Annotated in this window: 19 protein-coding genes; 9 read left to right on the top strand and 10 right to left on the bottom strand. The window is 66.0% G+C overall.

The window, feature by feature from the left end; all coding sequences use genetic code 11:
* The first annotated feature begins 3 nt into the window (after positions 1-3).
* From ACIBG0_RS18325 to ACIBG0_RS18305, 5 genes are all read left to right on the top strand, one after another.
* A complete protein-coding gene (locus ACIBG0_RS18325; protein WP_397033824.1) occupies positions 4-2,067 on the top strand; it encodes an acetyl/propionyl/methylcrotonyl-CoA carboxylase subunit alpha in 2,064 nt (687 codons plus the stop codon).
* Positions 2,064-3,224, top strand: a complete 1,161-nt coding sequence (locus ACIBG0_RS18320; protein WP_397033822.1) for an acyl-CoA dehydrogenase family protein — start codon at positions 2,064-2,066, stop codon at positions 3,222-3,224. Before ACIBG0_RS18325 ends, ACIBG0_RS18320 begins: the two co-directional genes overlap by 4 nt.
* A gap of 67 nt (positions 3,225-3,291) precedes the next feature.
* Positions 3,292-4,074 carry an enoyl-CoA hydratase family protein gene (locus ACIBG0_RS18315; protein WP_397033821.1) on the top strand — a complete coding sequence of 261 codons (783 nt, stop codon included), beginning with the start codon at positions 3,292-3,294 and terminating at the stop codon, positions 4,072-4,074.
* 60 nt (positions 4,075-4,134) lie between these two features.
* A complete protein-coding gene (locus ACIBG0_RS18310) occupies positions 4,135-4,752 on the top strand; it encodes a TetR/AcrR family transcriptional regulator (RefSeq protein WP_397033820.1) in 618 nt (205 codons plus the stop codon).
* Between the two features lie 73 nt (positions 4,753-4,825).
* Positions 4,826-5,164, top strand: coding sequence for a hypothetical protein (locus tag ACIBG0_RS18305; protein WP_397033818.1), 339 nt, complete (start codon positions 4,826-4,828; stop codon positions 5,162-5,164).
* 28 nt (positions 5,165-5,192) lie between these two features.
* Here the strand turns inward: ACIBG0_RS18305 and ACIBG0_RS18300 are convergent, their stop codons facing one another.
* Positions 5,193-6,224, bottom strand: a complete 1,032-nt coding sequence (locus tag ACIBG0_RS18300; RefSeq protein ID WP_397033817.1) for a hypothetical protein — start codon at positions 6,222-6,224, stop codon at positions 5,193-5,195.
* Positions 6,225-6,425: 201 nt separating this feature from the next.
* Positions 6,426-6,815, bottom strand: coding sequence for a hypothetical protein (locus ACIBG0_RS18295; protein WP_364353815.1), 390 nt, complete (start codon positions 6,813-6,815; stop codon positions 6,426-6,428).
* A 209-nt stretch (positions 6,816-7,024) separates the two neighbouring features.
* On the opposite strand from ACIBG0_RS18295, the gene ACIBG0_RS18290 reads away from it, so the two are divergent.
* Positions 7,025-7,795: an SDR family oxidoreductase gene (locus ACIBG0_RS18290; RefSeq protein WP_397033815.1), complete on the top strand. Its 771-nt coding sequence runs from the start codon at positions 7,025-7,027 to the stop codon at positions 7,793-7,795.
* Between the two features lie 101 nt (positions 7,796-7,896).
* Here ACIBG0_RS18290 and ACIBG0_RS18285 read toward each other — a convergent pair whose 3' ends face one another.
* The 3 genes from ACIBG0_RS18285 to ACIBG0_RS18275 all read right to left on the bottom strand — a co-directional run bounded on the left by ACIBG0_RS18285 (position 7,897) and on the right by ACIBG0_RS18275 (position 11,912).
* The gene (locus ACIBG0_RS18285; protein ID WP_397033813.1) at positions 7,897-9,957 is read right to left on the bottom strand and encodes an ArnT family glycosyltransferase; all 2,061 of its coding nucleotides are present in this window, start codon (positions 9,955-9,957) and stop codon (positions 7,897-7,899) included.
* Entirely contained in the window at positions 9,954-11,207 is a 1,254-nt protein-coding gene (locus ACIBG0_RS18280; RefSeq protein ID WP_397033812.1) for a glycosyltransferase, read from the bottom strand. Before ACIBG0_RS18280 ends, ACIBG0_RS18285 begins: the two co-directional genes overlap by 4 nt.
* Positions 11,208-11,276: 69 nt before the next feature.
* Positions 11,277-11,912 carry a class I SAM-dependent methyltransferase gene (locus ACIBG0_RS18275; RefSeq protein WP_397033810.1) on the bottom strand — a complete coding sequence of 212 codons (636 nt, stop codon included), beginning with the start codon at positions 11,910-11,912 and terminating at the stop codon, positions 11,277-11,279.
* 159 nt (positions 11,913-12,071) lie between these two features.
* On the opposite strand from ACIBG0_RS18275, the gene ACIBG0_RS18270 reads away from it, so the two are divergent.
* Positions 12,072-12,770 carry a TetR/AcrR family transcriptional regulator gene (locus ACIBG0_RS18270; protein WP_397033809.1) on the top strand — a complete coding sequence of 233 codons (699 nt, stop codon included), beginning with the start codon at positions 12,072-12,074 and terminating at the stop codon, positions 12,768-12,770.
* A gap of 265 nt (positions 12,771-13,035) precedes the next feature.
* Here ACIBG0_RS18270 and thiD read toward each other — a convergent pair whose 3' ends face one another.
* Entirely contained in the window at positions 13,036-13,878 is an 843-nt protein-coding gene (thiD, locus tag ACIBG0_RS18265; protein ID WP_397033807.1) for a bifunctional hydroxymethylpyrimidine kinase/phosphomethylpyrimidine kinase, read from the bottom strand.
* Between the two features lie 61 nt (positions 13,879-13,939).
* Here thiD and ACIBG0_RS18260 point away from each other — a divergent pair, with 61 nt between their 5' ends.
* Complete coding sequence (locus tag ACIBG0_RS18260; protein WP_397033805.1) at positions 13,940-15,085, top strand: GTP-binding protein; 1,146 nt, start codon at positions 13,940-13,942, stop codon at positions 15,083-15,085.
* 74 nt (positions 15,086-15,159) lie between these two features.
* Here the strand turns inward: ACIBG0_RS18260 and ACIBG0_RS18255 are convergent, their stop codons facing one another.
* Both ACIBG0_RS18255 and ACIBG0_RS18250 read right to left on the bottom strand, forming a co-directional pair.
* Complete coding sequence (locus tag ACIBG0_RS18255) at positions 15,160-15,783, bottom strand: NAD(P)-dependent oxidoreductase (protein ID WP_397033803.1); 624 nt, start codon at positions 15,781-15,783, stop codon at positions 15,160-15,162.
* Between the two features lie 247 nt (positions 15,784-16,030).
* Positions 16,031-17,167, bottom strand: coding sequence for an epoxide hydrolase family protein (locus tag ACIBG0_RS18250; RefSeq protein ID WP_397033802.1), 1,137 nt, complete (start codon positions 17,165-17,167; stop codon positions 16,031-16,033).
* Positions 17,168-17,252: 85 nt separating this feature from the next.
* On the opposite strand from ACIBG0_RS18250, the gene ACIBG0_RS18245 reads away from it, so the two are divergent.
* Positions 17,253-17,900 carry a TetR/AcrR family transcriptional regulator gene (locus ACIBG0_RS18245; RefSeq protein ID WP_397033800.1) on the top strand — a complete coding sequence of 216 codons (648 nt, stop codon included), beginning with the start codon at positions 17,253-17,255 and terminating at the stop codon, positions 17,898-17,900.
* A gap of 182 nt (positions 17,901-18,082) precedes the next feature.
* Here ACIBG0_RS18245 and ACIBG0_RS18240 read toward each other — a convergent pair whose 3' ends face one another.
* Complete coding sequence (locus ACIBG0_RS18240) at positions 18,083-19,588, bottom strand: SH3 domain-containing protein (protein WP_397033799.1); 1,506 nt, start codon at positions 19,586-19,588, stop codon at positions 18,083-18,085.
* Positions 19,582-19,818, bottom strand: coding sequence for a hypothetical protein (locus tag ACIBG0_RS18235; protein WP_397033797.1), 237 nt, complete (start codon positions 19,816-19,818; stop codon positions 19,582-19,584). Before ACIBG0_RS18235 ends, ACIBG0_RS18240 begins: the two co-directional genes overlap by 7 nt.
* Positions 19,819-19,936 lie beyond the last annotated feature (118 nt).

The raw sequence follows: 19,936 nt of genomic DNA, 5'->3' as shown, positions 1-19,936 counted from the left end.
GCGATGTCGTTAACGAATGTCCTGGTTGCCAATCGCGGTGAGATCGCCCGTCGGGTTTTCGCGACCTGTCGCCGCATGGGAATCGGTACGGTCGCGGTCTACTCCGATGCGGATGCCGCGGCACCGCATGTCGCCGAAGCCGATGCGGCGGTGCGTCTTCCGGGCAGTAGCCCTGCCGAGACCTACCTGCGCGGCGAGCTGATCATCGAGGCTGCCTTGGCCACCGGGGCCGATGCCATCCATCCCGGTTACGGATTCCTTTCCGAGAATGCGGAATTCGCGCAGGCCGTACTGGCAGCCGGACTGGTGTGGATCGGCCCGCCGGTCGAGGCCATCGAACAGATGGGTTCGAAGGTCGCTTCCAAGAAGTTGATGGATGCGGCCGGAGTGCCGGTACTGGCCGAACTCGATCCCGCCGAGGTCACCACAGCGCATCTGCCGGTGCTGATCAAGGCGTCCGCCGGTGGTGGTGGGCGCGGTATGCGCGTGGTGCGCGAACTCGCCGATCTGGAACCCCAGATCGCCGCAGCGCGCAGGGAAGCCGAGTCCGCATTCGGCGATCCGACGGTGTTCTGCGAGCGGTATCTAGAGACCGGCCGACATATCGAAGTCCAGATCATGGCCGATACCCACGGCACCATCTGGGCCGTCGGCGAGCGGGAATGCTCGATTCAGCGCCGTCACCAGAAGGTGGTCGAGGAGGCGCCCTCGCCGCTGGTCCAGCGGATCGACGGCGGGCGCGGGGCAGGCCAGGAGGCGCGTGACCACGAAGGGTCCCCGCTTACGACCAATGGACAGAGCATGCGCGAGCGACTGTTCGAGGCGGCCAAGCTCGCGGCCGGTGCGATCGGCTACACCGGTGCCGGGACCGTGGAATTCCTCGCCGACGAGACGGGGGAGTTCTACTTCCTGGAGATGAATACCCGGCTGCAGGTGGAGCATCCGGTGACCGAATGCACCACCGGACTTGATCTGGTGCGGACTCAGCTGGAGGTCGCGGCTGGCGGCGAGTTGGCGCTCGCGCCGCCGCCGCTGCGTGGGCATTCGATCGAGGTCCGGCTGTATGCCGAAGATCCGGCGCACGAATGGCAGCCACAGAGCGGGACGGTGCATCGGCTCGATATTCCCTCGGTGGCAAACCAATTCGATGTTCTCGACCGGCCCGGCGTACGCCTGGATACGGGTGTGGTGAACGGTTCGGTTGTCGGCGTGCATTACGACCCGATGCTGGCGAAGGTCATCTCCTACGCCGAGACTCGCGGTGAAGCGGCGCGCCTGCTGGCAACGACCTTGCAGCGCGCCAAGATTCACGGCCTGCTGACCAACCGCGATCTCCTGGTGCGGGTGCTACGCCATCCGGCATTCCTGGCTGGGGATACCGACACAGCGTTCTTCGCAACGCACGGGTTGGATTCGCTCTCCGCGCCTTTGGTTTCCGAAGCCGATGAGGCACTGTCCATTGTCGCCGCCGCGCTCGCCGATGCCGCGGCGAACCGGCAGGCGGCCAGAGTCGGTGGCGGGCTGCCAGCGGGCTGGCGGAATCTACCGGCACAGTCACAGCGCAAGTCGTACGAAAGTCGGACCAGCGGAATACATGACATCGGATACCGATTCACCCGAACCGGTGTCGCGGTCGATGGTTACGACGGCCTCGAATTGGTAGCGGCGAGTCCCGGGCGTGTAGTCCTCGCGGTGCCCGGCGAACGCGGCTTGGTGCGTCGGCAATTCGATATCGCCCGCTACGGCGAGCTGGTCTGCGTCGACTCGCCGCTCGGACCGGTTTCGGTGCGCAGACTGCCGCGCTTCAGCGATCCGGCCGATCAGGTCGCGCACGGTTCACTGCTCGCGCCTATGCCGGGCAGCGTGATCCGTATCGGCGCGGAGGTCGGCAGCGCCGTCGAACAGGGCCAGCCGATTCTGTGGCTGGAGGCCATGAAGATGGAGCACACCATCTCCGCACCCGCCGCGGGCGTGCTCAGCGTCCTCAATGTCACTGTCGGCCAGCAGGTCGATGTCGGCGCCGTGCTCGCCGTCGTCGATCCCACCGAATCCCAGGAGAACTCATGAGTTTCATCGAAACCGACGAGCAGAAGGCGCTGCGATCCGCGGTCGCCGCGCTCGCCGCTAAGTACGGCTTCCGCGATTATGTGCTGCCGAAGGCGCGCAAGAACGAGCCGCTCACCGAATTGTGGGATGAGGCAGGCAAGCTCGGCTTCCTCGGCGTGAATCTGCCGGAGGAATACGGCGGCGGTGGCGCGGGCATGTACGAGCTCGCACTGGTGATGGAGGAGCTGTCCGCGCAAGGTGCGGGCCTGCTGCTGATGGTGGTTTCTCCGGCGATCTGCGGCACCATCATCACCAAATACGGCACCGACGAGCAGAAGCAGCTCTGGCTGCCCAAACTTGCCGACGGCACCGCCAAGATGGTCTTCGGTATCACCGAACCCGACGCCGGTTCGAACTCGCACCAGATCACCACCACCGCGCGTCGTGACGGTGACGACTGGATCCTCAACGGCCGCAAGATCTTCATCTCCGGTGTGGACCAGGCCGAGGCCGTGCTCATCGTGTCGCGCACCGAGGACCACAAGACCGGCAAGCTCAAGCCCGCGCTGTTCATCGTGCCCACCGATGCCCCCGGCTTCATCAAGACGCCGCAGGAAATGGACATCATCGAGCCGGACCACCAGTTCACGCTGTTCCTCGATGACGTGCGCCTGCCGTCGGATGCCCTGGTGGGCAAGGAAGATGCCGCGCTCATGCAGCTGTTCGCGGGCCTCAACCCCGAGCGCATCATGGGCGCGGCGATGGCCGTCGGCATGGGCCGCTACGCCATCGACCGTGCCGTCGAATACGCCAAGGAACGCACGGTGTGGAAGACACCGATCGGTGCGCACCAAGGCATTTCGCATCCGCTCGCCGCAGTGAAGGTCGAGGTGGAACTGGCCAGGCTGATGATGCAGAAGGCCGCGACGCTCTACGACGTGGGCGATGAGATGGGCGCGGCCGAGGCCGCGAATATGGCGAAATACGCTGCGGCCGAAGCCAGTATCAAGGCACTCGATCAGGCCATCCAGACCCACGGCGGCGCGGGCCTCACCAAGGAGTACGGACTCGCCGCGATGCTCGCGGCCGCCCGCATCGGTCGCATCGCCCCGGTCAGCCGCGAGATGGTGCTGAATTTCGTCGCCCAGTACTCGCTGGGCCTGCCGAAGTCCTACTGATATCCCGCCCTCGTCTTCCGATGTCGGGGCGACGAGGGCGGGCTCGGATGCCACGACAGGAGGCTCGATGACCGAGACATCCACCGCGCCATACGTGCGTTACGAGGTCGGCAATGGATTCGCGACGCTGACATTCGACTCGCCGCACAACCGCAATGCGCTGTCCTCGCGGCTGGTCGCCGAGTTGCTGCAGGGTCTCGACGATGCCGCAGCCGACCCCGCCGTGCGCGGCATCGTGCTCGCGCACACCGGCAATACCTTCTGCGCGGGCGCCGACCTGAGTGAGGCCAGCAATGCCGATCCGGCCGTTGCCGCCGATGAGCGCACCCGGGTGATGATCGGCGTACTGCGCCGGCTCGTCGAAACACCGAAGCCGATCATCGCCCAGATCGACGGCAATGTGCGCGCCGGTGGCATGGGCATCGTCGCGGCCTGTGACATCGTCGTCGCCGGTCCCGGCAGCAGTTTCGCACTCACCGAGGTGCGAATCGGATTGGCGCCGTTCATGATTTCGCTGACCCTCTTGCCGCGGCTGAGCCCGCGCGCGGCCAGTCGCTACTACCTCACCGGCGAGAAGTTCGGCGCGGATATCGCCGAGCAGATCGGTCTGGTCACCATTACCGCCGACGATCCGGCGGCCGAGGTGGCACGACTGGGCGCGGAGCTGCGCAAGGGCTCCCCGCAGGGTCTCGCCGAGGCCAAGCGACTGGTCAACGCGGGCATCCTGGCCGAGTTCGACAGCTCCGCCGAGGCGCTGGCGAAACGTTCCGCGAGCTGCTTCGGCACGCCAGAGGTACAGGAGGGCATGATGGCCTTCTTGCAGCGCCGTCCACCGACCTGGGCAGAATAGCGCCGTGACATCGCCGACGACCAATGCCACCACGGCCGCCAGCCTGTTCGGAGTGAACTGATGGTGACACCCCACGAACCCAAGCAGGACCGCAGCCGGATCACCCGGCAGCGCCTGCTCGAGGCGACCATCGACTGCCTGGCCGAAAAGGGTTGGGCAGCGGCGACGGTCTCGGTCGTCGCGGAACGGGCCGGGGTGTCACGGGGCGCCGCCCAGCATCACTTCCCGACCAGGGAAGACCTGATCACCGCCGCACTCGAGTACATGTTCGACACCCGCACCCAGCAGTCCAAGGATGAGGCGCTGGCGATGGCCGCGCTGGCCGGCGGGGTCGAGCGCACCGAGGCGGTGGTGGCCGGTCTGGTCGACTCCTACACCAGCCCGCTGTTCAAAGCGGCGCTGCAGGTGTGGACGCATGCGGCGGCCGATCCGGCACTGCGGGAGCGAATTGTGCCGCTGGAGGCCAAATTTGGGCGCATATCGCATCGCCGGGCCGTGGCGGCGCTCGGCGTGGACGATAATGATCCGGTTACCCATCACCTCGTTCAGGCGACACTCGATATGGCACGCGGGCTCGGTCTGGCCGATGTCCTGACCGACGACTCGGCGCGCCGCAAACAGATCGTCTCGCAATGGGCGGCCACGCTGCACGCCGCACTGCACCCCCCACCGCCCTGAGCCCGGCGCCCCAGCTGGGGCCGGGCTGAGTTGCCAGGCCGGAGCTGAACCGCCGGGTGGAGCTGAGCCGCGGGTGGAGCTGAGCCGCGGGGTGGAGCTGAGCCGCGGGGTGGAGCTGAGCGGCCAGGTGGAGCTGAGCCGCCAGGTGGAGCTGAGCCGCCGGGTAGAGCTGAGCCGCCAGGTGGAGCTGAGCCGCCGGGTAGAGCTGAGCCGCCAGGTGGAGCTGAGCCGCCAGGTGGAGCTGAGCCGCCGGGTAGAGCTGAGCCGCCAGGTGGAGCTGAGCCGCCAGGTGGAGGTGAGCCTCCAGGTGGAGGTGAGCCGCCAGGTGGAGCTGAGCCGCCAGGTGGAGGTGATTTCTGCTCGAGCCGATGCCGGGTGGAGCTGGCGGATTCGAGTGGCCGGGCCGAGCTGAGTCGCCGATTGGGCTAAGGCGTCAGCCGCTACTCCTCGTTGGGACCCTTCGCCGGTGATACACGCTCGAACCAGGCGGCCGTTTCATCCGGGGTGAGCACCCGTTCCAGGGTAAGGTCGCCGACCATATTCGGGAAGAAGCGCCCGGCGGGCCAACTGCGTTGGTACGGAGGCGGATCCAGCACCAGTAGACGGGTGCCGTCGACGACCGGAATATCGGAGGGCGTGCCCTCGTTCCAGATCCAGCTGCCATCCGGCGCTACCAGATTGAACGATCCGGTGGTGTGCACCATGCCGGGAACATCGCGGCACATCGCGACCGCGTCCGCCGACGGCGCCTCACCCGGAATATGCCCGCCGCCGATGAGGGCGTCGGCGAGCAGGGTGTGCAATTGGAAGTTGTCGCCGATGCCGGTCATGCGCATGGCGTAGCCGGTGTTGGTCTCGCGGTGCAGCACGATGACCGGCTCGTCGTCCAGCACGCTCAACGCATAGCCGAGGCATTTATCCCACCGGTCCGAGATTTCGCCGAGTGCGTCGTGCCGCTCGCGGATGATCTCGCGACCGGAGTGTCCGAACTTCTGTCGAACTTCCTTGTGCGACAACATGGCCAACGCAGCCCGATTCCAGTCGGCGAGCGTCCACCACGACAGTGTCGGGTCGAAGCCGAAGTATTCGAACAGTTCCGGGTCCAGCTCGACATGCTCCGGGTCGGGGGCTTCGCCGACATCGGCGGTCGCCCACTGCTGCGCGAATTCGGTTGCGCTATCGAGGGATTCGGCGAGATTGGCAAGCACGCTCGGCGCGCATGCCACCGGATCCGCGCCACCTTCGACGCACGCGCCGATCAGGACCGCGATACTGGCCCGCGGTCCCGGCGGTACATCTGTCAGCACATCGGCGAGCAGTTTTCCGCCCTGCGCCATTTCCTCCGGAGTCGCCGATTGGTACAGACGATGCAACTCCATGTGGGCCTGTTGCTGTGCTTCTGGATCCTGCGCGCGCACCGCGCGTTCGAAGTCGAATACGGCGTCTATGAATCGATCAGTGGCCGAGCTCATACCAGCACGCTAGCACCTTGCCCCGCAACCACTTTCGCGACAACCGTGTCGTCCAATAGCTTGCCTCGGTAACAACATGCGCTCCCGCGTGCCTTTTGTCACGCCGCGCACGAAATCGCGGGCGAAACGATGCGCGGAAACAGTGTTTGTTGGCCTACCGGGGCATCAGCGATTGCCGACGCAATGTTGTCGGGTGGGTGACTAGCACAAGCCTTGCTGCTGAAGGTGCCCTTCATCGACGGCGTAGGAGGTGGAACCGATGAGGACGCCGAGGAGTCCGCCGATGATCAATCCCGGAATCGCGCCGACGAAGAAGAGGGGCAGACCAGCGATGCCGCCGATAGTGGCGCCGAGCAGACCACCGACCAGCGTCCTGACCTCGATGGTGTCGCCGGGTGCCAGGCACTGGCCGATGAGGTCGGCTTGCGGGGTCGGTTCGGTTGCCGCGGCGATCGGCTGGGTCGCGACCGGTGCCGTCGGTTCCGGTGATTCGCCCGGTGCGGCCGACGCGGTCGAGGCGAAGCCGACGGTGAGCGCGATGGCGACAAGCGCACCGATGACGGTCAGGACGAATCTCGAAATGCTTCTCACGGTTTTCCTGGTGGTTCGAAGGGTTGGCGCGACTGGATCATCATTCCCGGAGTTCGCGGCGTGCGAAAGGGTTTCGGATGAATGCCGCATTAAGAGGATTTCGAGGAAGTAGGTAAAGGAATCTCGAGGAACCGGATGTCACACTCGGTCGTCCTGCGTCGTCCTCCCTGTGAAAGCGGAACAACGCGGCGAAATCAGGAGCGGGAATCATGTCGAACATCAAGGTAGCGGTGGCCGGAGCGACCGGACGGCTGGGCCGCCACGTCGTGGATGTGCTGAACGAGCAGGGGCACGAGGTCGTCGCATTCTCCCGCGCCAACGGCGTGGATATCGAGACCGGCGTCGGACTTGTCGAGGCGCTCGACGGTGTGGATGTTGTCATCGATGCGTCCAGCACGCCGTCCGCCGATCAGACCATCGCGACCGAATTCTTCCGAGCCGCGGCGCGCAACCTGCACGAGGCGGGGCAGAAGGCCGGTGTCGAGCGGCTGGTGGTGGTGTCCATCATCGGCATCGATGGCTCGCTCGCCGGATACAACGCCGCGAAGCTGGCGCATGAGGCCGCGTTGCTGGAAGGGCCGCTGCCGGTGCAGATTCTGCGGGCGGCCCAGTTCCACGAGTTGGTCGAGGTGATGATGCAGTGGGGGACCCAGGGCGACATCGCCTATCTGCCGAAGATGCGCACCCAGTTGGTGGCGGCGCGGGCGGTGGCCGAGGCGCTGGTGGAACTGGCGGTGAATCCGTTGCCGGAGTCGCTCGATGTGCCGTTCCCCGAGATCGCGGGACCGCAGCCGGAGACGATGGCGGGTGCGGCCGGTTTGCTCGCGGCCAAGCTCGGTGCGCCTGCCCAGGTGATCGAGTCGAGTGATGAGGCGAACCCGGATCGTGCGCAGTACGAGAACGGTGGGTTGCTGCCCGGGGCGCACGCCGAGTTGGCCGGTCCGACGTTCGCAGAGTGGGTCGAAGCTACTTACGCCTGATACACAACGCGATTCGCCCGATGCGTGCACCGGGCGAATCGCTGTGCCGGATCCGCGCCCGTCCCGTGAGCTCGGCGCGGATCCCGGCAGCAGGATGCCGATTAGTGGGCTGCGGTCAGGTCGTAGAGCGTGATGCCGTCGACTTCCGTCGCGGTGAAGTTCTCTTCCACCCACTTGCTGATCTCGCTGCTGGTGCCGGAGCGGCCGAATCCGAAACCGCCCTCCGCACCGCCGCGATTGCCACTGCCGATGAAGTAGTGGATCTTGCCATCGGCGACGTACTGCTTGAACTGATCCAATGTCGGCGACGGATCGCTGCCGTTGAAGCCGCCGACCGGCATGACCGGCAGTTCGGTGGCCAGCTGGAATCCGGCGGCGCTGTTGGACCCGGTGGCGGCGGCGACCCAGGTGTAGTCGGAGCCGTTGTTTTCCAGCAGTGCGATGACCTTCGCGCTCGGCCTGCTCGCGCCGAGCAGACCACCGGCGGGGCCGCCCATCATCGGATTGCCCGCTTCGTTGGTGCCTTGTTCTCTCGCCTGCGCGCCATTGCGGCCAGCGCCATTCGTATTGCGACCGTCAGCATTTCGCGCACCGGGGATGCCGCCGCCGAAGCCGCCTTCGCCACCGGGACCACCGGTGCCTTCGGCCCACGGTGGAGGTCCGAACATCCCGAACCGCCCGACATTCGGTCCCGCCGAAGGGATGCCGCCCTCGTGTCCGGTCGAAATGGTCTGGGCGGAATACGCGACGGGCCCGGCCAATCCGGCGAATGCGGCGGCCAATGCCGCGACCAGCGCCACCTTCCGCGGTGCGGGCAGCAGCACCGTGATGGTCGCGAGCACACCGACCACCAGCACCGCCCAGCGCAACCACGGCACAAAGCTCGAGCTGCGCGACAACAACATCCACGACGTCGCGGTGGTCAGGCCGACCGCAAGTCCGGCGAACAGCCGGACCCACAGTCGATGCCGATCTCGCCACAGCTGCACCGCGCCGATACCGACCAATGCGGCGATCGCCGGAGCCAGCGCCACCGTGTAGTACTGGTGGAAAATGCCCGCCATGAAGCTGAAGGTCAGCCCGGTCACCAGCAGCCAGCCGCCCCACAGGATCAGCGCCGCGCGCCGTCCATCGGTGCGGGCAGCCTTGCCGCGCAAGAGAATTCCCGCAACAAGGGCGACCAGTGCTGCGGGGATGAGCCAGGCGATCTGACCGCCCTGCGCCGGTTCGAACATTCGGGTGATTCCAGTGCTGCCCCACATGCTGCGGCCACCGCCACCGGGCGGCATATCGCCGCCACCGCCGGGGATGACGCTGCCGCGTTCGTTGCCGTTCAGTCGGCCGAGGCCGTTGTAGCCGAGGGTGAGTTCGACGATCGAATTGTGTTGTGACCCACCGATCCACGGCCGTGAAGATTCCGGCCACAGTTCGACCGTGAGCAGCCACCAGCCCGCCGCGGCGATCATCGACAAACCCGCCGCGAGCAGCTGCAGGATCCGCTTGCCGAGTTTGGGTGGACCCGCGAACAGATAGGTCAGCGCCAGTGTCGGCACCACCAGCAGTACCTGCAATTGCTTGGTGAGGAACCCGAATCCGATGAAGACGCCGGTGAGCACCAACCAGCGGGTGCGCCCGTCCTCGACCGCCCTGGTCATCGCCCAGGCCGCCGCGATCATCAGGAATACCAGCAGCGCATCGGGGTTGTTGAATCGGAACATCAGTGCGGCAACGGGCGTCACCGCGAGTGCCAGTCCGGCGATGAGCCCGGCCGCCGGGCCGAATGGCCTGCGTACCGTGGCCCACACCAGCGCCACCGAGGCGACGCCGAGCAGCACCTCCGGCACCAGGATGGTCCAGGAATTCAGTCCGAACGCCCGCACCGACAGTTCCATCAACCACAGCGAGGCCGGTGGCTTGTCGACGGTGATCGAGTTCGCCGCATCCGAAGAACCGAAGAAGAAGGCCTTCCAGGACTTCGAACCTGCCTGTACCGCGGCGGAATAGAAGGAATTCGACCACCCGCTGGCGCTGAGGTTGCACAGGTAGGCGATTGCGGTGCTGAGCAGCAGTACCGCCAATGCCGGGTACTCCCAGCGGCTCTCGCGCTCGGGGCGCGAGTGCGGCGGTACCGCTGTCGACGGTGGCGTGAGCGTAGCGGTCACTGGTGTCCGCCCTCGGTGACCATCGTGCGAATGGCGGTCGGGTTACGGAAGACCCAGCGCAGGCCGACGAATCGGATCAGCGTGGCAATGAGATTGGCGACCACGAGTACGAACAATTCCAGATGAACGGCGGCGTCGGGGGCCCATCGGTGCAAGGCGAACAACGAGCCGCTGGTGACCAATAAGCCGAAGCCGAAGATCAAGAGACCTTGGAATTGATGTGACACAACGTCATTCGATCCACGCACCCCGAACGTGAAGGCGCGATTGGCGGCGGTATTGCCGACCGCGGTGATCAGCAGCGCGACGAAGTTCGCGACCTGCGCGCCGGTCATCGGCTGCAACACCAGGTACAGCAGCATATAGGCGAGCGTGGAGATGACGCCGACGATGGCGAACCGCACCACCTGCCCGACCATCCCCAACGGCACACCGGGCACCAGCGGTTCCCGTCCGACCGAGCGGCGCAGCTCCTCCAACGGCAGCGCACCGGTTGTCAGACCGCGCAGCAGTCGCCACACGCCGAGCAGATCCTTGCGCGCGGTATCGATGATGTCGACCCGGCTGTCCGGATCGTCGATCCAGTCGACCGGCACCTCGTGGATGCGCAACCCCGCCCGCTCGGCGAGCACCAAGAGCTCGGTGTCGAAGAACCATTCCCCGTCCTGCACCAGCGGCAGCAGCCGCCGCGCCACATCGGTGCGCATCGCCTTGAAACCGCACTGCGCATCCGAAAAACGCGCCTGCAGTGAGGCTTTCAAGATCAGGTTGTAGCAGCGGGAGATGAACTCGCGCTTGGGTCCGCGCACGACTCGCGACGCCGCGTCGAGCCGGGTGCCGATGGCCAGATCGGAGTGTCCCGAGATCAGCGGAGCGACCAAGGGCAGCAGCGCGTTGAGGTCGGTGGACAGATCCACGTCCATGTAGGCGACGACCTGGGCATCGGAGTGCTCCCACACCGCGCGCAGCGCGCGGCCGCGGCCCTTGGCGTCGAGGTGCACGACGCGCACGTCATCGAGTTCGTCCGCGAGCAGCTCGGCGACCTGCATGGTGTCATCGGTGCTCGCGTTGTCGGCTACGGTGATCCGCGCCGGGAACGGGAACCCGTCGCGCAGGTAGGCGTGCAGCCGCCGCACGCAGATGCCCAGATCGGCTTCTTCGTTGTAGACGGGGATCACGACGTCCAGCACGGGCGTGATCACCGTTTCGGTCATTTCCGCCCGGTGCGCGGCGGTCGTCGATTCGGTCATGCTGACTACCCTCGCGAACCGCGCTGGACCCTAGCTGGGCCCTACCTGTGAGGTTCCTGGGGACCGTGGCTAGCGCACCCGCCGAAGACGCAACACGGTGTCGGTACGCAGACCCACCTGCCCCTCCGGTCCCGTTATTTCCCGCTCGACCGCATCCTTGGTCTCCACGCTCCAGTCCGCCCCGAGCGCTAACCCGTCGAGCACCTCGTCCATCGTCGGAAAGTGCACGTCATGTCGGTCTTCGATAAACGAAGGCCACCCCGCATGCCCCGCGATCAACAAAACCCCACCGATCCCGACCGCCTCCGCGGCTCGCCGCAAAACCTTCGTCCGCTCGTCGTCCTGTGCGACCGGTGAATGAAAGAACTGCGCCGAGACCAAATCGAACTCCCCGTCCGGAAACGATTGCGCCAGATCATGTTCGGCAAACACAATGCGCTCGCCGACACCGGCCTGCTCGGCATGTACGGCCGCCCGGCGCAGCGCTGTCGACGACACATCGACGGCGGTGACCCGCCAGCCCAGCCCCGCCAGCCAAACAGCGTCCGCACCCTCACCGCAGCCGAGGTCCAATGCGGTTCCCGGGTCGAGCGATGCGGCCTCGCGCACCAACAACGGATTCGGCTTCCCGGTCCAAATCTGATCCCGATCCTGATAGAACCCCTCCCAGAACTCCTGGGTGCCGGTTGTGGTGCCCTCGCTCATGCGCCGCTCTCCCATCGCGTATTTCGGCTGTTTTCGCATGATGTATGCCGCGCCCGCGAAAACGCCAACCTTATTGCCGTTTCGGCAACAGCGTCCAGCGAGGTCGGGTGTAGGGATTGGTACGGTCGGATTGTGATGCGCAGTGGGCGGGGAGTGGATGTGGGGACGCCCAGGCGGGTCGATGCTCGGACCGAGCGGTGGCGGGAGCATCGGGTGAAGGTTCGGGCGGAGTTCGTGGATGCGGCGTTGCGGGCGCTGGACAAGTTCGGGCCCGAGGTGAGTATGGGAGATATCGCGAAGGAGGCCGGGGCGGCCAAGCCCAAGCTTTATCGGCACTTCGAGGACAAGACCGACCTGTACAACGCGATTGTCGACCGGGTCCGCGACATGCTGTGGGAGCGGATTATTTCCAGTGCCGATCTGACGAATGATTCGGCGCGCGAGCTGATTCGGCGGGGCGCGGCCGAATATGTGCTCGTGGTATCCGAGCATCCCAATGTTTTCCGGTTCATGCTGCACAGCCACTTCACCCAGCGGGCCGATGAATCCGAGCGGGCATTGCAGTCGGCTCGGCAGTCGGCCAAGCGGGCCGCGGACCTGTTCGCCGGACTGCTCGCCGATAAATCCGTCGAAGTATCCAGCGTCGAACTCGTCAACTATTCGGTCTTCGGTGCGGTGGCCTCGGCCACCGACTGGTGGCTCGGCGCGAACCGGCTACCGGCACACACCATGCCGACCGAGAAATTCGTCGCCTACCTGGCCGAGATCATCTGCGCACTGGTCGAGGCGAACGCACGGCTCAACGGCATCCGCGTCAATGCGGATCTACCGCTGCACCTCGCCTTCGCCGGCGACTGACTTGTGGCACCGACCGCGAGCGCGCCATTAGCGGTCGGCTCCCGCAGCCACTTCGAACCACATCGTTCTCGCCAACCGCATCATCGAGGCCAACGGTGGCTGCGATGCCCACAGTATGCCCCCACCCACCGACAAGTTTCGGTACCCGTCGCGGCATTAGAAGCCGATGTAGTTTTTGCGCGGCATGGTCCGCTCGACGGTCTCGCGCAGCGTCATCGGCACGATCACGCTGTCGCCGGGATGGAGGTACATCCCAGCCAATCGGTCAGGAGTGGGACAGGCGCCAGAGCGGGGAGACGGGGCCGTGGCCTGCGCCGAGATCGTAGGAGGCGGCTAGGCAGCGGTAGGTCCATTCCTTGGCGAATTCGACGGCGTCGGGTACCGAGTAACCGTTGGCGAGGGCGCATGCGATGGCCGCGGCCAGTGTGTCGCCGCCGCCGTGGTCGTTGCCGGTGGTGATTCGCGGTGCGGTGAATTCCAGGAAGCGATCGCCGTCGAAGAGCAGATCCGTGCTCACTGCCGAGGAGCGCAGGTGCCCGCCCTTGACGATCGCCCACTGCGCGCCGAGCTTGTGCAGCGCCTGCGCCGCTCGCCGCGCCGAGGCATCATCGATGACCTCGATTCCGGTGATCAACCGCACCTCGTCGAGATTCGGCGTCACCACCGTGGCGAGCGGAATCAGCGTGTGCCGCACCGCGTCCAGCGCCTCCGCGTGCAGCAACGGATCGCCGTGCATGGATGCCGCGACCGGATCGACCACCAATGGCGTCCGATCCCGCCCGATCCCGACTTCCTGACACACCTGTGCCACCGACTCGATGATCGCGGTCGAAGCCAGCATCCCGGTCTTTGCCGCGCCGACCCCGATATCTCCGACCACCGCACGCACCTGATCGGCCACCACCTGCGGCGGAATCTCGTGGAACCCACTCACTCCGACCGAGTTCTGCACCGTCACCGCCGCCACCGCCACGCATGCGTGCACCCCACACAAGGCCATGGTTCGCGAATCGGCCTGAATACCAGCGCCGCCGCCGGAGTCGGTCCCGGCGATAGTGAGGACACGAACCGGGGTCTGCCCGTCGGGCACAAGCGGCAGGAATTTCACAACCCAGACCCTACTCAGCGTTGACCCAACCGAAATAAATGAAAACCATTATCATTAACGCGTGACCACCTCATCGACCCCTGACCTGCTGCCCGTTACCGTGCTCTCCGGCTTCCTCGGCGCCGGCAAGACGACCCTGCTCAACCACATCCTGGCCAATCGAGACGGTCGCCGTGTCGCGGTTATCGTCAACGACATGAGCGAGGTCAATATCGATGCCGCGCTCGTCGCCGGGCAGGGCCACCTCGACCGCACCGAGGAGAAGCTGGTCGAACTGACCAATGGCTGCATCTGCTGCACGCTGCGCGAGGATCTGATCGAGGCGGTCGGCAAGCTCGCCCGCGAAGGCCGCTTCGATCAGTTGGTCATCGAATCCACCGGCATCTCCGAGCCGATGCCGGTCGCCGCGACCTTCGACTGGGAATTCGAGGACGGCTTCAAACTCGGCGGTATCGCTCGCCTCGACACCATGGTCACCGTGGTGGACGCCTCCACCTTCCTCGCCGAAATCGCTCGCGGGCAGGCCCTCGCGGAGCGGAATCTCGAAGCGGGCGAAGGCGATACGCGCACCATCGCCGACTTGCTCGTCGATCAGGTCGAATTCGCCGATGTCCTGCTGATCAATAAGACCGATCTGGTCAGCGCCAATGCCGCCGGAACCGTGGAAGCCACTGTGCGACGGCTCAATCCGCGCGCGCATGTGCTGCGCACCGAGAAGGGAGCGGTAGATCTCGCGGAGGTCCTCGCGACCGGCCGCTACAACCCCGTCGTCGCCGCCGAATCCGATGGCTGGGCCGAGGAACTCGCGGGCGGCCACACCCCGGAAACCGAGGAATACGGCATCCGCAGCCTCACCTACACCGCCGAGCGCCCCTTCCATCCCCACCGTCTCGCCGAGGCCCTCACCCAACTGCGAGGCATGTTGCGCAGCAAGGGTTTCTGTTGGCTCGCGACTCGCCCCGACCTCGCCGCAATCTGGTCCCAAGCCGGTCCGAACCTCACCTTCGAACCCGCCGCCTGGTGGTCCGCCCTCGAAGTCCCCGCGGGCCAAGAAATCGTCTTCATCGGCATCAAATTGGACACCGCCCACATCCGCGCCCTCCTCGATGCCGCCCTGCTCACCGACGACGAACTCAGCGCGGGCCCCACCGCCTGGACTGCCTACCCCGACCCGTTCCCCACCTGGGGCGCTCTGCACCAGCACTGACCTGCACAATCGATCACCGGGCAGCTATGCAGGCAACCGTCGAGAGCGCCCCTCCACCACCGCATTCTCGACCGCTAGTTGGAGATGCCGGGAGCCTGGTGAATGTAGGTGGGGTCGGTGAGTTGGGTGAGCATGAAGGCGGCGATGTCGGCGCGGGCGATTTTGAGCGACAGGCCCTTGGCGTCGGCGGGAAACCCCTGGCGGTAGGTGTCGGTGCGAGGGCCGTCGGTGAAGGCGCTCGGGCGGACAATGGTCCAGTCGAGGTTGCTGGCGCGGACGTACTCTTCCTGCTCGACGTGGTCGGCGTAGGCCTGGCGCAGCAGCATTCCGAACATGACGTACTTCCAGAGGAAGTTCAGGTTGCCGCGGCTGTCGCCGACGCCAAGGGTGGTCTGGCAGATCAGGCGTTTCACACCGGTCCGGTCCATCGCCTCGAGCACCGCGCGGGTGCCCTCGGCCCGGATGACGCCCTTGCGGCCCGCACCGAGCGAGATCAGCACCGCATCCTGCCCAACCACCGCCCGCTCCACTGAATTCGTATCGAGCACATCGCCCTCGACAATGTGCAGCCGCTCGTGCCGCTGCCGCACATTCGCGGCATCGCGAGTGAATGCGGTGACCTCGTGCCCCTGTTTGAGCGCCTGCTCGACGACCAGCCGACCGACGGTGCTGGTGGCTCCGAATACTGCGATACGCATGACGTTCTCCTGTGTTGAATTCGCCGTGTGCCCGGGCCCTACGTGGTTACGCAGGCTGCCGCCTTCGGGCCGGACACTCGCACTGCGGGTGTTGGAAGCTGTTGAGCTGTTGGTGAATCCAGTACATCAACGGAGAACGAGACGAACCATGGCCGCGCGTCTCGGGACCATACGAGAGGGTCTACGCCGGAAACCGCGTAGCGGCTGGCGTCCGGAAGCGGGATGCCAGCCGTCGCGCAGCGTGCAGTCAGCCGAGCTTGGCGAAGAATTGCCGGATATCAGCGACGATCACCTGCGGTGCCTCATGTGCTGCGTAATGCCCGGCGGCATCGTTCGGGCCGCCTTGTGCGGAGCCGACGTCATAAGAATTCCAGCTGACGATGTTGCTGTGATCGCGCTCGGCGAACCGGCGGATCGACTGGAAATCGCCCTTGAACATCGCCAAGCCGGTCGGCACCGTGGTCGGCCCGCTCGGCTGCTGCGCGGTGTGCGCATTCTCGTAGTAGAACCGCAGCGACGACCCGGCCGTACCGGTGAGCCAGTAGATGGCCACATTGCCGATCACGAATTCCTCGTCGAGGCTCTCGCCGAACAACTGCGCGTTCCAGCCGAGCAACCCGACCGGCGAATCGGCCAGCGCGAACGCCAGCGTCTGCGGCTGCTGGCTGTGCAAGGTATTGAAGGCCATCTTGTTCTCGTGGAACCACTGCAGGTGCTGCAGCGCCGCCATATCGTCCTCGGACAGCCCGTCGAACTCCGCTGGATCGCCGGATGGGAACGAAAAGAGCTGCGTCACATGGACTCCGACCACGTGATCGGAATCCAGCCGCCCGATCTCCGGTGACACCATCGAGCCACCGTCGTTGCCGATGGCGCCGTAGCGCTCGTAGCCCAAGCGGCTCATCAGCTCCGCCCAAGCCGCGGCGGTGCGGACTGTGCCCCATCCGGTGCTGCGGGTCGGACCGGAGAATCCGAATCCTGGCAGCGATGGGATGACCAGGTGGAAGGCGGGATCGTCGGCCGATTCCGGTTCGGTCAGTGGCGCTATGACATCGAGGTATTCGAGCACCGAACCCGGCCAGCCGTGGGTGAGGATCACTGGCAGCGCATCCGGCCGGGAGGACCTGACGTGCAGGAAGTGGATATCTTCGCCATCGATCTCGGTAGTGAACTGCGGGTAGGAGTTCAGCTTCGCCTCCAGAGTGCGCCACTCGAAGTGTTCCAGCCAGTACGCGGCAAGATTGCGCACCCGCTCGTTCGGAACGCCGTACGCGTCGCCGACGCCGGGCAACTCGTTCGGGTAGAGGGCTCGGGACAGCCGGTCGGTCAAGTCATCGAGCTGAGCTTGCGGAACGTCGATGGTGAAGGGCGTGATGGCGTTCATTTCAACTCCTTGTGAAACGGAATGATTCGTTCTGTTTGAACAGTATCAGAACGGATCATTCCGTTTCAAGTGCTAATCTGAACTCATGCCGAAGACATCCGATGCCCGAGCTCAGAAGGGTCTGCCCGGGCGCAAGGCGCAGGCCGCCCGCAATGACGGGCTCATCCTCGAGGCCGCCCGCGCGGTCTTCCTCGCCGATGCCAATGCCCCCATCGCCGCCGTCGCCGAGCGCGCGGGAGTAGGGATCAGCGCCCTCTATCGCCGCTATCCGAGCAAGGAGGTGCTGCTGCGTACCCTCTGCCATGAGGGCCTGCGTCGCTACAACGCCGAAGCCGATGCCGCGCTGGAGGATTCGGATGGCTGGCGTGGTCTGGTCGGATTCCTGGAGCGGGTGGTCGACGCGGATGTGCACTCACTGACCGTGCATCTGGCAGGCACGTTCACGCCGGACGATTCGATGTTGCCGGACGTCACGCATTCGGGTGAAGTCACCGAGGAACTGGTGCGGCGCGCACACGCCTCCGGTCGGCTGCGCGCGGATGCCAATGCCAACGACCTCGGTCTGGTTCTGGAATCCTGCGCGGCAATCGCCATGCCGGACCAAGTGCGAACCGCGGAACTGCGGAGGCGAGTGCTCGCCATGCTGATCGCGGGGCTCTCGGGAAAAGGTGAACTGCCGGGTCCGCCGCCGGAGTCGGGCGAATTCGCATGGCGCTGGAAACCGCGCAAGTAGGCCGATGAGTGCGGTCGCGTGCGGTCCGCGCAGTGATCGGTGCGAATCTCAGGCTTGTGTCCGGCCCGCTCGCCAATGTCGGGTTCTGCTTCTTCACCGATCTCGGCGGCAATTGCTGGGTCGGACAAGAGATTTCGACGGCTCTGGTTCCCGAGAGCTATGCCATGGTTGCGACCGGAACATCAGTCGCGCTTGTTGCCGGTGGATGTCCGGGCTGCGTCGGGCCGTGCGAGGGGTTGGATCGCGCGGCCGTCGACCCATGCGGTCCAGCCGTTGTTGCAGGCGATATGCGCCCAGTCCCCGGCGCGGCCGAGGATCTGAAGTTCGACGCCCGGATCGATGCTGGTGAGCGGGCCGAGGCTCGGATCAGGCGCGGCCCATGCGTCCAATCCGCCGTCGGGCACCAGGTGGGTCGGATACCAGGGGGCGGCGAGAGGTTCGATGGCGCGGCCGTCGACCCATGCGGTCCAGCCGTTGTTGCAGGCGATATGCGCCCAGTCGCCGGAGCGCTCGAGGATCTGTAGTTCGACGCGCGGATCGATGCGGGCGACGGGCGGCCGGGTCGAGTCGGGAGTGGCCCATGCGGGCATGCCGTGGTCGGGTACCTGATGGGTCGGATGAAATGCCGGTGTGCCGCCGCGCTCGACCACCGGCACGACTTCCGTGGGTACGGCAGAGGCGTCTAATGCCGGTATGCCACCGGTGAATGGCTTGACCACGGCGGGATCCAGCACATCGCGCACCACACGGAGCGCGACTTCCGTTGTGGTCTCGAACAATTCGGCACGTGGGTTGCGCGCCGTCAGCTCGCGCCAGCAGGCGAACCGGGTCGAGAACGTGGAACGGAACACCGTGAAATCGGCGAGTGCGTCCTGTTTCCTTGCCGCACCTGTCATTACGGCGATTCTTCCGGTCGTCAACAGTTGGCCGAACGACCGCGCCACCGCGGTCCCGGCATCGGTGAATCGGTAGCTACCGAGCGCCGCCAGTCGAACAAGACCCAGCGACGCCAGCCGTGCCAGTCCCTCCGGCATCCGACCGGCCGCCGCCGCGAGTGATACCGGTGTGGTGCGCTGGGCGGCGGACAAGGCCCAGCGGGTGTCGCCGGCGGCCAGCCCCTTGGCGAGTTGCTCCTCCAGTTCGAGCGCCCGCAGCTCGAGCGGTCCTGGCGCGACGTTTCGACGCAGGACTCCAGCCAGGCGGGCCTCCTGTGCCGCATCGGCGGCGGCGAGCAGTGCGGCGAATGTGATGAGATCGAGGTCGATCGGCGGTGATGCGAATCCGGGGCCGTATGAGCTGAGATCGAGGAGTTGGTCGATCAGCATGGTGGCCTGGGCGAGCGTTGGCACAACGGTGAAATCGAAGCCGTCGTCGCCGCTCCCGGCCTGCATGACGAAGGTGTCGTCTTCGTCCCCGCGCAGCACCAGCGCCGCTGTCCAGTCGTCCTGCCCGACGTGGTTGGCGGTGATGGCGGTGGTGTGGGCGGGATCGGCGGCGATCCGCAGTGCTCCCGTCGCTGGTCCGGTGAGTCGGCCGTCCGCTTCGAGCAGCCCGGTGTCCCGCAGCGCCGCCACCGGGTCCTCCGGCGGGGTTGTCAGCGGCAGTCCGGACCGCGGTCCCGGCGTCAGCCCAGCGATGGACAAGGCCGCGGCGAGTTGGTCCTGGGCCAGTCGGAAGCGCATCAGCATCGTCGACTCCTTCCCGCGCCCGAGCCGCTGCGCGAAAGCGGCTCGGTGGGCGTGCACACCGCACCGTCCTGGATGCGCCGGATGCCGCGGCGGCCGAAGTAGCCCAGGCACGGGCCGTCGCGCACATCCGTCTGTGGCCGCAACGCCCGGTCGCTCCAGGCCAGCAGCGGCGCGACCGGAACCAGGCCGAGCAGGGCGCAAAATTCAGCAAGACCCGGACCGCGAACCATTGCGCGAGTGGTATCGGTCGCCGGGCCCGGTGTCCGCGGTGCGCGGCCTGCTGCCGGGTGTCCAGTCATCAGAGTTTTCGGGTCGACCGAATCACATTCATGGTTTCACATGCGGCGA

Source organism: Nocardia sp. NPDC050630, assembly GCF_044457245.1.
In the GTDB taxonomy this organism is placed as follows: Bacteria; Actinomycetota; Actinomycetes; order Mycobacteriales; family Mycobacteriaceae; genus Nocardia.
This window is presented reverse-complemented; position numbering and strand designations above follow the sequence as displayed.

Bases quoted from the DNA above. Each gene is read 5' to 3' on its own strand.
- ACIBG0_RS18300 (WP_397033817.1), bottom strand. From the start codon at position 6,224: ATGAGCTCGGCCACTGATCGATTCATAGACGCCGTATTCGACTTCGAA.
- ACIBG0_RS18240 (WP_397033799.1), bottom strand. From the start codon at position 19,588: ATGCTGATGCGCTTCCGACTGGCCCAGGACCAACTCGCCGCGGCCTTG.
- ACIBG0_RS18235 (WP_397033797.1), bottom strand. From the start codon at position 19,818: ATGGTTCGCGGTCCGGGTCTTGCTGAATTTTGCGCCCTGCTCGGCCTG.
- ACIBG0_RS18280 (WP_397033812.1), bottom strand. From the start codon at position 11,207: ATGACCGAATCGACGACCGCCGCGCACCGGGCGGAAATGACCGAAACG.
- ACIBG0_RS18320 (WP_397033822.1), top strand. From the start codon at position 2,064: ATGAGTTTCATCGAAACCGACGAGCAGAAGGCGCTGCGATCCGCGGTC.
- ACIBG0_RS18315 (WP_397033821.1), top strand. From the start codon at position 3,292: ATGACCGAGACATCCACCGCGCCATACGTGCGTTACGAGGTCGGCAAT.
- ACIBG0_RS18250 (WP_397033802.1), bottom strand. From the start codon at position 17,167: ATGAACGCCATCACGCCCTTCACCATCGACGTTCCGCAAGCTCAGCTC.
- ACIBG0_RS18310 (WP_397033820.1), top strand. From the start codon at position 4,135: ATGGTGACACCCCACGAACCCAAGCAGGACCGCAGCCGGATCACCCGG.
- ACIBG0_RS18325 (WP_397033824.1), top strand. From the start codon at position 4: ATGTCGTTAACGAATGTCCTGGTTGCCAATCGCGGTGAGATCGCCCGT.
- ACIBG0_RS18275 (WP_397033810.1), bottom strand. From the start codon at position 11,912: ATGAGCGAGGGCACCACAACCGGCACCCAGGAGTTCTGGGAGGGGTTC.
- ACIBG0_RS18245 (WP_397033800.1), top strand. From the start codon at position 17,253: ATGCCGAAGACATCCGATGCCCGAGCTCAGAAGGGTCTGCCCGGGCGC.
- ACIBG0_RS18290 (WP_397033815.1), top strand. From the start codon at position 7,025: ATGTCGAACATCAAGGTAGCGGTGGCCGGAGCGACCGGACGGCTGGGC.
- ACIBG0_RS18255 (WP_397033803.1), bottom strand. From the start codon at position 15,783: ATGCGTATCGCAGTATTCGGAGCCACCAGCACCGTCGGTCGGCTGGTC.